The organism is Pseudomonas sp. EZ-C24 (assembly GCF_014525325.1).
Classification (GTDB): Bacteria; Pseudomonadota; Gammaproteobacteria; order Pseudomonadales; family Pseudomonadaceae; genus Aquipseudomonas; species Aquipseudomonas shirazensis.
Genome location: NZ_JACDIU010000003.1, coordinates 113,518 through 127,663 on the forward strand (window position 1 = coordinate 113,518; position 14,146 = coordinate 127,663).

The following is a 14,146-nucleotide window of genomic DNA, read 5'->3' on the forward strand; positions in this document are numbered from 1 at the left end:
CATGGACAACGTATTGAGCTTTCACCAAGGCCGCCTGCCGCTGCTGATCAGCATGCCCCACGCCGGCCTCGGTTTGACCGCCGCCGTGCGTGACGGCCTGGTCGAACAGGCGCGCAGCTTGCCCGATACCGACTGGCATATCCCACGGCTGTATGACTTCGCCCGTGAACTGGGTGCCAGCGTGGTCGCCGCGGAGTACTCGCGGTTCGTCATCGACCTCAATCGGCCAGAAGATGACCAGCCGTTGTATGCCGGGGCCACCACCGGGCTGTTTCCGGCCACCCTGTTCGACGGCGAGCCGCTGTTCGTTGCCGGCCTTGCGCCGTCTGCGGCGCAGCGGGCGGAGTATCTCGAGCAGATCTGGCGCCCCTACCACGACACCCTGCGCGGGGAACTGGCGCGTCTGCGTGAAGAGTTCGGCTATGCACTGCTGTGGGATGCGCATTCGATCCGCTCGCACATCCCGCACCTGTTCGACGGCAAGCTGCCGGACTTCAACTTCGGTACCTTCAATGGCGCCAGTTGCGACGCGGCACTGGCCGAGCAACTGCAGCGCACCTGCGCCCAGGCGCCGGGCTACAGCCATGTGCTCAATGGACGCTTCAAGGGCGGGCACATCACTCGTCACTACGGCGCCCCGGCCCAACACGTGCATGCCGTGCAGCTGGAGCTGGCGCAGAGCACCTACATGAACGAAACCGAGCCGTTCGCCTATCGTGAAGACCTGGCCCAGCCTACTCAGGCAGTGCTGCGCCAGTTGCTCGAAGTGATGCTTGCGTGGGGGCAGGCGCGGTACGCGCGCTAGACGCGCACGGCACAGGGCTGTGCAGTTGCTCGAGACCAGGCAGGCGCAGGCTTCACTCGGGCGCGGACGCCTGGTAAGCCTGCACTCCAGCGGCGGCGTCGCGCCGCAGGTATTTCAGATTGCCGTGCTGGTCGTGCACGTTGATGACGATGTTGTAGCCCTGCGCTACGGCGGCTTGCTGGGCCGCATCGGCCATCAGCATGGCGCTGCGCAGCTCCAGGCGCGGGTCGTCGGAAGCAGCGAACGCAGCAGGCGCGAGCAACGCCAGCAGGGCGACATGCAGGATTTTCTTAGGGTGTTTCCGGCTGTTGAAAGAGCGGGTCGCTATCCTAAAGGCGGTAGCACTGCGCAGGTGACGCAGACTGTTAGCGTGCGTTGCCGATGCGCCCTGACATGATTCGGGTTTATGATGGCGGCAGCCGAAGAATAGCCCTTCATGGAGTGCGCAATGCAGACCCTGTACCCGCAGATCAAACCTTACGCCCGTCACGATCTGGCCGTGCAAGCGCCGCATGTGCTGTATGTCGACGAGAGCGGTTCGCCAGAAGGTCTGCCGGTGGTGTTCATCCACGGTGGTCCGGGTGCCGGCTGCGACGCGCAGAGCCGCTGCTATTTCGACCCGAACCTGTACCGCATCATTACCTTCGATCAGCGCGGCTGTGGCCGCTCCACCCCGCACGCCAGCCTGGAAAACAACACCACCTGGGACCTGGTCGAGGACATGGAGCGTATTCGCGAGCACCTGGGCATCGACAAATGGGTGCTCTTCGGCGGCTCGTGGGGCTCGACCTTGGCCCTGGCCTACGCACAGAAGCACCCAGAGCGCGTGCACGGGCTGATCCTGCGCGGCATCTTTCTCGCCCGCGCCCAGGAGATCCGCTGGTTCTACCAGGAAGGCGCCAGCCGGCTGTTCCCTGACTACTGGCAGGACTACATCGCACCGATCCCGCACGACGAGCGTGGCGATCTGGTCACGGCCTTCCACAAGCGCTTGACCGGCAACGATCAGATCGCGCAGATGCACGCCGCCAAGGCCTGGTCGACCTGGGAAGGCCGCACCGCCACCCTGCGGCCCAATCCGCTGGTGGTCGATCGCTTCTCCGAGCCGCAGCGTGCACTGTCGATTGCCCGTATCGAATGCCACTATTTCACCAACGATGCCTTCCTCGAACCCGATCAGCTGATCCGCGACATGCCCCGCATCGCCCACCTGCCGGCGGTTATCGTGCATGGCCGCTATGATGTGATTTGCCCGCTGGACAACGCCTGGGAGCTGCACCAGGCCTGGCCCAACAGCGAGCTGAAAGTGATCCGCGACGCCGGCCACGCCGCGTCCGAGCCGGGTATCACCGACGCGCTGGTGCGCGCCGCCGACCAGATGGCCCGGCGCTTGCTGGACCTGCCGTTGGAAGAAGCGTGAAGGCCCTGCTGCAGCGCGTGCTGAACGCCCGCGTCGAAGTTGCCGGCGAAGTGGTCGGTGCGGTCGAGCAGGGCTTGCTGGTATTGGTGGCGGTCGAGCCTGCAGATACACGCGAGCATGCCGACAAACTGTTGCACAAGCTGCTTAACTACCGGGTGTTCAGTGATGCCGATGGCAAGATGAACCTGTCGCTGAAGGACATTGGCGGCGGCTTGCTGCTGGTGTCGCAGTTCACCCTGGCGGCCGATACCCGCAGTGGCATGCGCCCGGGCTTCTCGACCGCCGCGCCACCTGCACTTGGCGCTGAATTGTTCGAGTATCTGATGGGTCAGGCGCGGACGTCACACGACGACGTAGCCAGTGGCCGTTTTGGCGCAGATATGCAGGTCCATCTGGTCAATGATGGCCCCGTAACATTTATGTTACAAATCTGAGGCGAAATAACCGCTTGTTTGTACAAAACAAGAGGGTTTTGACGATAAATAGTTGTTGCCGCCTGATGCGTTGTCACGCGGCCTGCTAGATAATCGCGCGGCTGTAGGGACCTGCGTTCGCAGGTTCGTTGTACCAAGACTTGAGGACTGTCTGGAGCCGTTTGGGGAATCATTGAGCCCTTACGGGGTCCGAACAGTGCTCGCCAACCCGGCATTTGTAGCTGGCCGTTGGTTTCATGATCTGTTTTCGGCGAGGGTTGCTCGTGATTGTAAGTCCCCGTAATGCACCAAAGATCCCCGGCAATCGGTTGCGTACCGCCCTGGCGGCTGGCGTGGCCTTGGTCGGCCTGCTGAGCGCGGGTCAGCTGTGGGCATTCAACCTTGACGATGTCGCCGCCAAGGCGAAGGATCTGGCCGGTCAGAAGTACGAAGCACCGAAGAGCAATCTGCCGACGGTGTTCCGTGACATGAAGTACGCCGACTACCAGAAGATCCGCTTCCTCCAGGAAAAGGCCGAGTGGGCTCAGGACAAGACCCCGTTCAAGCTGTCGTTCTATCACCAGGGCATGCACTTCGACACGCCAGTGAAAATCAACGAAGTCACTGCCTCCAAGGTTGAAGAGATCAAGTACGACGCCAGTCGTTTCGATTTCGGCGACGTGCCGCACGACGCCAAGACCGTGGAAAACCTCGGCTACGCCGGTTTCCGCGTCCTCTACCCGATCAACAAGGCTGACAAGCAAGACGAAATCATGACCTTGCTTGGCGCCAGCTACTTCCGCGTAGTCGGTAAGGGCCACGCCTACGGCCTTTCTGCACGTGGCCTGGCCATCGACACCGCGCTGCCGTCGGGTGAGGAATTCCCGCGTTTTACCGAATTCTGGGTCGAGAAGCCCAAGCCTGCCGACAAGCACCTGGTGATCTACGCCCTGCTTGATTCGCCGCGCTCCACCGGTGCCTACAAGCTGACCGTACGCCCGGGCAACGACACCATCGTCGACGTCAAATCGCGCATCTACCTGCGTGACCACGTCAGCCGTCTGGGCGTTGCACCGCTGACCAGCATGTATCTGTTCGGCCCTAACCAGCCGTCCAAAGTGCTCAACTACCGCCCAGCCCTGCACGACTCCGAAGGCCTGGCGATCCATGCAGCCAATGGTGAATGGCTGTGGCGTCCGCTGAACAACCCGCGCCACCTGGCCGTGAGCAACTTCAGCGTGGAAAACCCGCGTGGTTTCGGCCTGATGCAGCGCCACCGCGCCTTCAGCGACTATGAAGACCTCGACGACAACTACCAGAAGCGTCCAAGCGCCTGGATCGAGCCGCAAGGCGACTGGGGCAAGGGCACTGTCGATCTGGTCGAGATTCCGACCGCAGATGAAACCAACGACAACATCGTTGCCTTCTGGAGCCCGGAAACCCTGCCTGAGCCAGGCCAGTCAGCGGATTACAACTATCGCCTGCACTGGACCATCGACGAGGCCAAGTTCCAGGCCCCTGATCTGGGTTGGGTCAAGCAGACCCTGCGTTCCACCGGTGACGTCAAGCAGTCCAACCTGATCCGTCAGCCGGATGGCAGCGTAGCCTTCCTGGTCGATTTCGCAGGTCCCGTGCTTGCCGCTTTGCCTGAAGACAGCACCGTGCGCAGCCAGATCAGCGTTGGCGACAATGCCGAGGTGGTCGAGAACAACCTGCGCTACAACCCGGAAACCAAAGGCTGGCGCCTGACCCTGCGGTTGAAGATCCAGGATCCGAAGAAGTCCACCGAGATGCGTGCAGCGCTGCTGCAGGACGTCCCGGTAGAAGCGCCAAAACCGGCCAAGGACAGCAAGCATGCCAAGGCTGCGGCCAAGCATGCCAAGGCTGAAAAGCCTGCCGAGCAACCTGCTGCAGACGCGGCAGCCACCCCTGCGGCCCCGGCCACCACCGAGAAAGTGTTGACCGAGACCTGGACCTATCAGTTGCCTGCCGATGAGTAATTCGAACCTACGGCCAGTCTCGGTTGCCGAGTATCTGGCCCACCTGCCCCTGAGTGACGAGCAGCGCGCGCAACTGGCCGACTGCAACTCATTCAGCGAGCTGCACCAGCGTCTGGCGGCCGATCCGGCCGCCGGCTCTGCCGAGGCGTCGGTGGCTGCCCGCCTGACCGTCGGCAGTGCCGGCGAAATGGAAGAGGCCGAGATGCTCGGCGTTGACAGCAATGGCAACCTGAGCCTGAAGATCGCTCCGCCGATCACTCGCACCCGGGTGTTGCCAGAGCCATGGCGGACCAATGTGCTGGTGCGCATGTGGCGGCGCATGACCGGCCGCCCCAACGCCCCGCAACCACCCCAGCGCGAGCTGCCGGCGGCACGCTGGCGCTGGGTCGGCTCGATGCGCCGTTACATCCTGCTGACCTTGATGCTCGGCCAGACGATTGTTGCTGGCTGGTACATGAAGGGCATCCTGCCGTACCAGGGCTGGTCGTTCGTCGACCTTGACGAAGTGTTCAGCCAACCGCTGTGGGACACCGTGGTGCAGGTCTGGCCGTATGCCTTGCAGACCTCGATCCTGATCCTCTTCGGCATTCTCTTCTGTTGGGTTTCGGCCGGCTTCTGGACCGCCTTGATGGGCTTCCTGGAGTTGCTCACCGGGCGCGACAAGTACAAGATTTCCGGCAGCAGTGCCGGCAACGAGCCGATCGATGCCCAGGCGCGTACTGCGCTGGTCATGCCGATCTGCAACGAAGACGTGCCGCGGGTGTTCGCCGGCCTGCGCGCGACCTTCGAGTCGGTCGCCGCCTCGGGCAACCTCGACCGCTTCGACTTCTTTGTACTCAGCGACTCCAACGATCCGGATATCGCCGTGGCCGAGCAACAGGCCTGGCTTGAAGTGTGCCGCGAGGCCAAAGGCTTTGGCCGGATCTTCTATCGCCGCCGCCGCCGCCGCGTCAAACGCAAGAGTGGCAACCTCGACGACTTCTGCCGTCGCTGGGGCAGCGAGTACAAGTACATGGTCGTGCTTGACGCGGACAGCGTCATGAGCGGTGAATGCCTGAGCAGCCTGGTGCGCCTGATGGAGGCCAACCCGGACGCCGGTATCATCCAGACCGCGCCCAAGGCGTCGGGCATGGACACCCTGTATGCGCGTCTGCAGCAGTTCGCTACCCGCGTGTACGGCCCGCTGTTCACCGCTGGCCTGCACTTCTGGCAGCTGGGCGAATCGCACTACTGGGGGCACAACGCGATCATCCGCATGAAGCCCTTTATCGAGCACTGCGCGCTGGCGCCGTTGCCGGGTAAAGGTGCCTTTGCCGGCGCGATCCTCTCCCACGACTTCGTCGAAGCAGCGCTGATGCGCCGTGCCGGCTGGGGTGTGTGGATTGCCTATGACCTGGACGGCAGCTACGAAGAATTGCCACCCAACCTGCTCGACGAGCTCAAGCGTGACCGTCGCTGGTGCCACGGCAACCTGATGAACTTCCGCCTGTTCCTGGTAAAAGGCATGCACCCGGTGCACCGCGCGGTGTTCCTGACCGGGGTGATGTCGTACCTGTCCGCGCCGTTGTGGTTCTTCTTCCTGGTGCTGTCGACGGCGTTGCTGGCGACCAACACCTTGATGGAGCCGCAATACTTCGTTGAGCCGTTCCAGCTGTACCCGCTGTGGCCGCAATGGCACCCGGAGAAGGCCATTGCGCTGTTCTCCACCACGGTGGTGTTGCTATTCCTGCCCAAGCTTTTGAGCATCATCCTGATCTGGGCCAAGGGCGCTACCGAATTCGGTGGGCGCTTCAAGGTGACCGTGTCGATGCTGATCGAGATGCTGTTCTCGATGCTGCTGGCGCCGGTACGGATGATCTTCCACACCCGCTTCGTGCTTGCCGCGTTCCTCGGCTGGGCAGCGACCTGGAACTCGCCGCAGCGTGATGACGACTCCACGCCGTGGAGCGAAGCGGTGCGTCGGCATGGTCCGCAGACCCTGCTCGGTGTGGCCTGGACGGTGCTGGTAGCCTGGCTCAACCCAAGCTTCCTGTGGTGGCTGGTGCCGATTGTTGGTTCGCTGATGCTGTCGATTCCGGTATCGGTGATTTCCAGCCGCGTGGGCCTCGGTCTGCGCGCCAAGGACGAGAAGCTGTTCCTGATTCCTGAGGAATACGCCACGCCAACCGAGCTGCTCGCCACTGACCAGTACACCCACGAGAACCGTTGGCATGCATTGAACGACGGCTTCGTGCGGGCTGTGGTCGACCCGCGGCAGAATGCGCTGGCCTGCGCCATGGGCACTGCCCGGCATGGCCAGTCGGCGGCGATCGAGGCACTGCGTGAAGAGCGCATCGCCAAGGCGCTGGAAGTCGGCCCGGCCGCGCTGGATGGCAATACGCGCCTGGCGCTGTTGAGCGACCCGGTCGCGCTGTCGCGTCTGCACGAGCGGGTCTGGGCTGGCGAACATGCAGCCTGGATCGACGCCTGGCGCAGTTCGATCAACAGCGATCCGCATTCGCCGTTGTTGCCGTTGCATCCCGAGGGTGATGGGCAGCCGACGTTGGTCGGCGCCTGATACAACCCTGAGGGCCGCGCTGCGGCCCTTTTCGCGACACAAGGCCGCTCCTACAGGTACAGCGCGATCCCGTGTAGGAGCGGCCTTGTGTCGCGAAAAGGGCGCAGAGCGCCCTCCAGGGCCCCCGAGATACGCATTCTTTTTGGCCAACAAAGTCCCCCCCAGCTCTAGGTCCCGAGCCGCGCATGCGTTAGCATCGCTTCCGGTATTCCGAGCAGGCCAGTACGGCCGTGCCAACAATAAGATTCGTACTCTTTCTTTGCTAGGGGACTTGGTGATGATGAAGAAATACCTGTCGCGACTGCTGGTCGGCGTCACGGCGCTGGTCGCGGTGACTGCGGCCCAGGCCGGCGCCATCGACGATGCGGTCAAGAGCGGCACCCTGCGGGTCGGTATGGACCCCACCTACATGCCGTTCCAGATGACCAACAAGCGTGGCGAGATCATCGGCTTTGAAGTCGATATCCTCAAAGCCATGGCCAAGTCCATGGGCGTCAAACTGGAGACCGTCTCCACCGCCTACGACGGCATCATCCCCGCTCTCCTGACCAACAAGTTCGACATGATCGGCAGCGGCATGACCCTGACTCAGGAACGCAACCTGCGCCTGAACTTCAGCGAACCGTTCATCGTGGTCGGCCAGACCCTGCTGATCCGCAAGGAGCTGGCGGGCGAGATCAAGTCGTACAAGGACCTGAACAGCGACAAGTACCGCATCACCTCCAAGCTCGGCACCACCGGCGAGATGGTTTCCAAGAAGCTCATCAGCAAAGCCAAGTACCACGGCTATGACAACGAGCAGGAAGCGGTCATGGACGTGGTCAACGGCAAGGCCGATGCCTTTGTCTACGACGCCCCTTACAACGTGGTGGCGGTCGAGAAGGCCGGCGCTGGCAAGCTGCTGTTCCTCGAAGAACCCTTCACCTACGAGCCACTGGCATTCGGCTTGAAGAAAGGCGACTACGACAGCATCAACTTCATCAACAACTTCCTGCACCAGATCAAGCACGACGGCACCTATGATCGGATCCACGACAAGTGGTTCAAGAACAAGGACTGGCTCAAGGAAATGGAATAAGGGCCCAGGCCACAAGCCCAGGCTTTGACCCCCGACGCGCAGGCAAACCCTGCGCGTTCGCATTTACGGAAGTACCCACGTGATCAAACACAAGAAAGCCCAGTGGCCCTGGCACGGGCTGACCGCGCTGGTGCTGGTCGGTCTGGCCATCAGCCTGTACCTCGCCACGTCGATGATGGCCTACGAGTGGCGCTGGAACCGCGTCCCGCAGTATTTCGCCTACCAGGCTGAAGAAGCCCAGCGCGCCGCCAGCTATGGCACGGTTGCCGAGATCGTAGTCCAGGGCGACAACGCACGCGTTACCCTCAAGGGTGAAGGCGGCGAGCAGCAAGTACTGGACGTGGTCAAAGACAGCCTGCAACTGAGCCGCGGCGATGACGTTGCCGAAGGCGACCAGATCGGTGTCACCCGCCATTGGGCGGCCGGGCCGTTGGCCTGGGGCCTGTGGACCACGCTGTGGCTGTCGGTGGTGTCCGGGGCGCTGGGCCTGGTGATCGGCCTGTTTGCCGGGCTGTGCCGGTTGTCCAACAACCCGACCCTGCGCGATCTGTCGACGGTCTACGTCGAGCTGGTACGCGGCACGCCATTACTGGTGCAGATATTCATCTTCTATTTCTTCATCGGCACGGTGCTCAACCTCTCGCGCGAGTTCGCCGGGGTGGCCGCGCTGGCGCTGTTCACCGGCGCCTACGTGGCCGAGATCGTGCGTGCCGGGGTGCAGTCGATTGCCCGTGGGCAGAACGAAGCCGCGCGCTCGCTGGGCCTGAATGCCAGCCAGTCGATGCGCCATGTGATCCTGCCGCAAGCGTTCAAGCGGGTGTTGCCGCCGCTGGCCGGGCAGTTCATCAGCCTGGTCAAGGACACCTCGCTGGTCTCGGTGATCGCCATCACCGAACTGACCAAGAGCGGGCGCGAGGCGATCACCACCTCGTTCTCGACCTTTGAAATCTGGTTCTGCGTGGCAGGGCTGTACCTGCTGATCAACCTGCCGCTGTCGCACCTCGCCAGCCGGCTCGAGCGGAGGCTTGCGCAAAGTGATTGAAGTCCGTGATCTGTTGAAAGTGTTCGACACCCGCGGCCAGATGGTGCGCGCGGTGGATAACGTCAGTACCGGTGTAGCCAAGGGCGAAGTGGTGGTAGTACTGGGCCCGTCGGGCTCGGGCAAGTCGACCTTCCTGCGCTGCCTGAACGGCCTCGAGCACTTCGATGCCGGCCACGTGTCGATCAACGGCATACCGCTGGCCGACCCGAAAACCGACATCAATGCTTATCGCCGCGAAGTCGGCATGGTCTTCCAGCACTTCAACCTGTTCCCGCATATGACCGTGCTGGAGAATCTGTGCCTGGCGCAAAAGGTCGTGCGCAAACGCAACAAGGCCGAGCGTGAGGCCAAGGCACGGGCGTTGCTGGACAAGGTCGGGATAGCCGAAAAGGCCAACGAATTCCCGTCGCGGCTGTCCGGTGGCCAGCAGCAGCGCGTGGCGATTGCCCGCGCATTGGCGATGGAGCCGAAGGTGATGCTGTTCGACGAGCCGACCTCGGCGCTCGACCCGGAAATGGTCGGCGAGGTACTCGACGTGATGAAGACCTTGGCCAAAGAAGGCATGACCATGGTCTGCGTGACCCACGAAATGGGCTTTGCCCGCGAGGTGGCCGACCGCGTGCTGTTTTTCGATCATGGCAAGTTGCTGGAAGATTCGGCACCGGCGGCGTTCTTTGATTCGCCCAAAGACCCGCGCGCTCAGGCTTTCCTGCGCCAGGTGCTGTAAGCGCAGGGCCCGTCGCCAGCCGGACTGGCGACGGGCTCGGGTTACAGGCTGAAGCGACCGACCATGCTGCGCAGTTGCCGGCCCAGCTGCTCCAGCTCGCCGCTTGAGGCGGCGGTCTGCTCACTCGCCGCGCTGGTCTGATCGGACACATCACGTACGCTCAGCACGCTGCGGTTGATCTGCTCGGCGACCACGCTTTGCTCCTCGCTGGCAGTGGCGATCTGCTGGTTCATACCCTGAATATTAGACACCGTCTGGGTGATCTGGCCCAAGGCATCGCCGGCTTTGCGGCTCAGCTCGACGCTGCGCTCGGTGAGCTGCTTGCTGTCGTCGAGCAGTTGCGTGACCTGATCGGTACCGCTGTGCAGGTTGTCGATCAACTGCTCGATCTCTTCGGTCGACTGCTGGGTTCGTTGCGCCAGGCCGCGTACTTCGTCGGCAACCACGGCAAAGCCACGGCCCGCCTCGCCAGCTCGCGCTGCTTCGATGGCGGCGTTCAAGGCCAGCAGGTTGGTCTGGACCGATACTGACTTGATCACATCCAGAATACTGCCGATGCGCTGGCTCTCAGCCGCGAGGTGGTGCATGGCCTCCAGGCAGTGGTCCATCTGCGCGGCCAGCTGCTCGATCTCAGCCACGGCCAGGGTCACTACCGCATCTCCCTGTTGCGCCTGCTGATCGGCACTGGTGGCCGCCTGTGCAGCGTGCTCGGCGTTCTGCGCGACCTCCTGCACGGTGGCGCTCATCTGGTTCATGGCCGTGGCGACCTGGTCGGTATCCTCCTTCTGCTGGTTGATCCGTGCCTTGGTGTCCTGGCTGGCGACAGCCAGTTGCGAGGCAGCGCTGGAGAGCTGGCCGACGCCCTGATCGATGCCGCCGATCAGCTCGCGCAGGCTCACGGTCATGTCGCGCATGCTGGCCTGCAGCTGGCCCAGCTCGTCGCGCCGCTCAACCGTGTCCAGCTGGCTGAGGTCGCCGCGGGCAATACGCGCGGCCTGGGCCAGGGTCTGGCGCAGGGGCTGGATGATCTGGCCGGTGATCAACCAGGCGGCGATTACCCCGACCACCAAGGCCAACAAGGCGACGCTGGTCAGCAGCGAGCGGTCTTCAACCGCCTCATGGTCGCGCTGCTCGATCTTCTGCTTGGCCAGGGCAACGCTGGCGGCGCTCAGCTGGTCGCCGAGTTTCTCCATGTTGTCGTGCAGTTGCTCCACCTCGATCGCAGCGCTGCGGTACTGCTCGAGGCTGCTGCGATAGCGCGCCAGCTCGGTGCCTGGCCGCTCCCTCAGGGCGCGCGGCAGGCCCAACGGTGCAAGGGCACCGCGCAATTGCGCAAGCGTACTGTCGGCGGCGGCCAACGCCGAGTCGCCGACCTTGGCGAAGGCCTCCAGCGGCGAGTAGGTATAGGCCGGCAGCAGGCTTTGCTGGTTGGCACCCTCGACATGCCGCGAAAAGCTGTCCATGAGGCTGATCAGGTTGCTCTGTTGGCCATCGGCCGAGAGCTTGAGCAGGGTCTGGTTCTGCAACTCGTCTATGGCCTCACCCAGCGTGTGTTCCTGCTGCTGCATACCGACGCGCAGCTGGCCGCGTTTGGCCACGGCTTGCTGGAGCAGGCCGAAGTCTTCGCGCAGGCGCTTGAGCTGATCCAGTTTTTGCGTGAGCAGCTGGCGTGACTGGTCGACTGAGCTGCGTTGCTGGAGGGTGGCGAGCATGCTCTCGAGCTGCTCGATGATGGCACTGATGCGCGTCCTGCTGGTGTCGTCGGCGAGCACCCGGTAGGTGATCCGTTCTGCGCGCAGGTCCTTGCTCAGGTCGTTGATGCGGGTGATTTCGCTGAGCTGTTGCGAGCGACTGATGGCGCCGTCGAGGGCGTTCCAGCCACTTATTGTGGTGGCCAGGGTAAGCAGCAGCACCACGCTGAAGCCCAGCGCCAACTTGAGCCTGACGCTCAGGTTGCCGAGCGTGCGATTGATAAAGCCGAACATGGCATACCTCCGTCCATTCAAGATGACCACGGACTGTGGCCATGCCTGCTCATCGGCGCGGAGGTTGTAGGACTTGACCTGCAAATCCTGTAGGAAAGTTCACTGCGCGGCCTAGGAAAATTCCTAGGCCGCACGCAGTTCGGCTGCTCGTCTAGAGCCGGAAGCGCCCCACCAGGCCCTGCAGGTGGGTGCCCAGGCGCGCCAGCTCGACGCTGGAGCTGGCGGTCTCTTCACTGGCTGCCGAGGTTTGGTCGGAGATATCGCGCACGTTCATCACGCTGCGGTTGATCTCTTCGGCGACCGCGCTCTGCTGCTCGGCGGCAGTGGCAATCTGCTGGTTCATGGCCTGGATCGACGACACCGTGCGGGTGATCGTCTCCAGCGAACCGCCAGCACGGCGGGTCAGCTCGACGCTGCTCTCGGTCAGGTCGCGGCTGGCGTCCATCACGCTGGCTACACGCTGAGTACCGCTCTGCAGGCCGGCGATCAGCGCTTCGATCTCTTCGGTCGACTGCTGTGTGCGCTGGGCCAGGCTGCGCACTTCGTCGGCCACTACCGCAAAGCCGCGCCCGGCCTCACCGGCGCGGGCGGCCTCGATGGCGGCGTTGAGGGCGAGCAGGTTGGTCTGCTGAGCCACTGCCTTGATCACATCGAGCACGCTGCCGATCTTGTCGCTTTCGCCCTTGAGCTGATTCATCGCTTCGCTGGAGTTGTTCACCTCGCTGGCCAGACGCTCGATCTGAGCGATGGCTTCGCCGACCACGCGATCACCTTCGCGGGCCTGCTGGTCGGCCGCCAGGGCCGCCTCGGAGGCCTGTTCGGCGTTGCGCGCAACCTCATGCACGGTGGCGGCCATCTCGTTCATGGCGGTGGCGACCTGATCGGTCTCGACCTTTTGATTATTGACCCCGGCGCTGGTCTGCTCGGTGACTGCCGACAGCTCTTCAGCCGCACTGGCGATCTGGGTGACGCCGTCGCCGATACCGCCGATCAACTCGCGCAGGCTCACGGTCATGCGCTGCATGCTGGCCTGCAACTGGCCGAGTTCATCGCGACGGTCGATCTGCAGGTTCTGGCTGAGGTCGCCGCTGGCTACCCGTTCGGCTGCGGTCAGGGTGTAGCGCAGTGGCACAACAATCTGGCGGGTGATGGCCCATGCCGCGATCAGGCCGAGCAACAGGGCCAACGCGGTGGCGCCGGCGAGCACGGTCTTGGCTTGCTGGGTGCCTTGGTCGCGCACCTCGGTTTGCGAACTGCTCATCTGCTTGCTGGTGTCGATCAGCACAGCGCCTTGCTCGGTCATGCGCTGCAGTGCCTGCTCGGCGGCGGTCTGGGCACTGGCAAACTGATTGACCGCATCGCGGTAGGCGGCCAGCGCTGTGGAGGCGTCATCCAGGCCCGCGGCATATTCAGCCGGCAGCTTGGTCGGCAGCGCGTTGAGCACGGCCAAGGCCTGGTCGATGGCCGTCAGAGCGGTCTGTTGGAATTCAGGTTTACCGCTGTAGGTGTAACCGCGCACCTGGAAGCGTGCCTGCTGCAGCAGGGCGCTGACCTCGACCGCGTGTTGGTACTGGTTGACATCGCCGGCCGCTAGCAGGCGCTGCTGGACCTGGCTGATCAGCGCAGCGGCCTTGTCGGCACTGTCGCCGAGCACGCTGCGGCTGGCATCGCGTCGCTGGCCGGCCTGGCGGATGTCAGCAAAGGCTTGCTGGTATTGACGCACCGCCTCACGTTGCTGCTCCAGGCGCTGTAGGTCGGCAGGTTGCTCAATTTGGCCGAGCATCAATTGCACCTGACGGTCCAGGTTGCCCAAGGCTGTTTCCAGCGCGGCGACGCCTTTCTCGTCGCGGTCACGCTCATATTGCTGGCGAGCGATGCGCAGTTCCTGGGTGTACTGATGGATCACCGAGATGTTGCCCAGCGTGTCACCGCGCGAGGTAACGCCGTTGATGCCGGACCAGCCGGTCAAGGTGATTGCCAGGGTCAGCAACAGGACCAGGCCAAAACCAAAGCCGAGCTTGCGGCTGACACTCATATTTCCCAGAGACTGGGCAACCCACTGGAACATGTTCGACTCCCCCGGCGTTGGCGCTGCAGATTTTTTCTTGTGCTGCTCAGG

At 63.3% G+C, this 14,146-nt stretch carries 11 protein-coding genes and 2 pseudogenes; 8 read left to right on the forward strand and 5 right to left on the reverse strand.

All coding sequences use genetic code 11. From position 1 onward, the window contains the following. Window position 1 precedes the first annotated feature (1 nt). A complete protein-coding gene (gene hutG, locus IDM28_RS00940) occupies window positions 2-805 on the forward strand; it encodes an N-formylglutamate deformylase (protein WP_188035179.1) in 804 nt (267 codons plus the stop codon). A 52-nt stretch (window positions 806-857) separates the two neighbouring features. Here hutG and IDM28_RS00945 read toward each other — a convergent pair whose 3' ends face one another. Continuing rightward, window positions 858-1,067 carry a hypothetical protein gene (locus tag IDM28_RS00945; RefSeq protein WP_188035180.1) on the reverse strand — a complete coding sequence of 70 codons (210 nt, stop codon included), beginning with the start codon at window positions 1,065-1,067 and terminating at the stop codon, window positions 858-860. 186 nt (window positions 1,068-1,253) lie between these two features. Here IDM28_RS00945 and pip point away from each other — a divergent pair, with 186 nt between their 5' ends. The 7 genes from pip to IDM28_RS00980 all read left to right on the forward strand — a co-directional run bounded on the left by pip (window position 1,254) and on the right by IDM28_RS00980 (window position 10,042). Beyond that, window positions 1,254-2,225: a prolyl aminopeptidase gene (pip, locus tag IDM28_RS00950; protein ID WP_101315661.1), complete on the forward strand. Its 972-nt coding sequence runs from the start codon at window positions 1,254-1,256 to the stop codon at window positions 2,223-2,225. Next, window positions 2,222-2,659 carry a D-aminoacyl-tRNA deacylase gene (gene dtd, locus IDM28_RS00955; protein ID WP_188035181.1) on the forward strand — a complete coding sequence of 146 codons (438 nt, stop codon included), beginning with the start codon at window positions 2,222-2,224 and terminating at the stop codon, window positions 2,657-2,659. The genes pip and dtd overlap by 4 nt, the downstream gene beginning before the upstream one ends. 263 nt (window positions 2,660-2,922) lie before the next feature. After that, window positions 2,923-4,638: a glucan biosynthesis protein G gene (locus IDM28_RS00960; protein ID WP_224785537.1), complete on the forward strand. Its 1,716-nt coding sequence runs from the start codon at window positions 2,923-2,925 to the stop codon at window positions 4,636-4,638. Then, window positions 4,631-7,195 carry a glucans biosynthesis glucosyltransferase MdoH gene (gene mdoH / locus IDM28_RS00965; RefSeq protein WP_101315667.1) on the forward strand — a complete coding sequence of 855 codons (2,565 nt, stop codon included), beginning with the start codon at window positions 4,631-4,633 and terminating at the stop codon, window positions 7,193-7,195. The genes IDM28_RS00960 and mdoH overlap by 8 nt, the downstream gene beginning before the upstream one ends. A gap of 280 nt (window positions 7,196-7,475) precedes the next feature. After that, on the forward strand, window positions 7,476-8,273 hold the full coding sequence (locus IDM28_RS00970; RefSeq protein WP_101322924.1) for a transporter substrate-binding domain-containing protein: 798 nt from the start codon (window positions 7,476-7,478) through the stop codon (window positions 8,271-8,273). Between the two features lie 79 nt (window positions 8,274-8,352). Beyond that, window positions 8,353-9,315, forward strand: a complete 963-nt coding sequence (locus IDM28_RS00975) for an amino acid ABC transporter permease (RefSeq protein WP_188035182.1) — start codon at window positions 8,353-8,355, stop codon at window positions 9,313-9,315. Further along, entirely contained in the window at window positions 9,308-10,042 is a 735-nt protein-coding gene (locus tag IDM28_RS00980; RefSeq protein ID WP_101322925.1) for an amino acid ABC transporter ATP-binding protein, read from the forward strand. The genes IDM28_RS00975 and IDM28_RS00980 overlap by 8 nt, the downstream gene beginning before the upstream one ends. Window positions 10,043-10,083: 41 nt before the next feature. On the opposite strand, the gene IDM28_RS24080 is transcribed toward IDM28_RS00980, so the two are convergent. The 4 genes and pseudogenes from IDM28_RS24080 to IDM28_RS24095 form a co-directional block, all read right to left on the reverse strand. Beyond that, on the reverse strand, window positions 10,084-10,956 hold the full coding sequence (locus IDM28_RS24080; protein WP_371918906.1) for a methyl-accepting chemotaxis protein: 873 nt from the start codon (window positions 10,954-10,956) through the stop codon (window positions 10,084-10,086). After that, window positions 10,939-12,027, reverse strand: a pseudogene (locus IDM28_RS24085) (methyl-accepting chemotaxis protein); the annotation flags it as partial. The pseudogene IDM28_RS24085 and the gene IDM28_RS24080, both read right to left, overlap by 18 nt. Before the next feature lie 151 nt (window positions 12,028-12,178). Further along, window positions 12,179-13,051, reverse strand: coding sequence for a methyl-accepting chemotaxis protein (locus IDM28_RS24090; protein ID WP_410524648.1), 873 nt, complete (start codon window positions 13,049-13,051; stop codon window positions 12,179-12,181). Continuing rightward, window positions 13,034-14,095: pseudogene (locus IDM28_RS24095) on the reverse strand (methyl-accepting chemotaxis protein); the annotation flags it as partial. The pseudogene IDM28_RS24095 and the gene IDM28_RS24090, both read right to left, overlap by 18 nt. Window positions 14,096-14,146 lie beyond the last annotated feature (51 nt).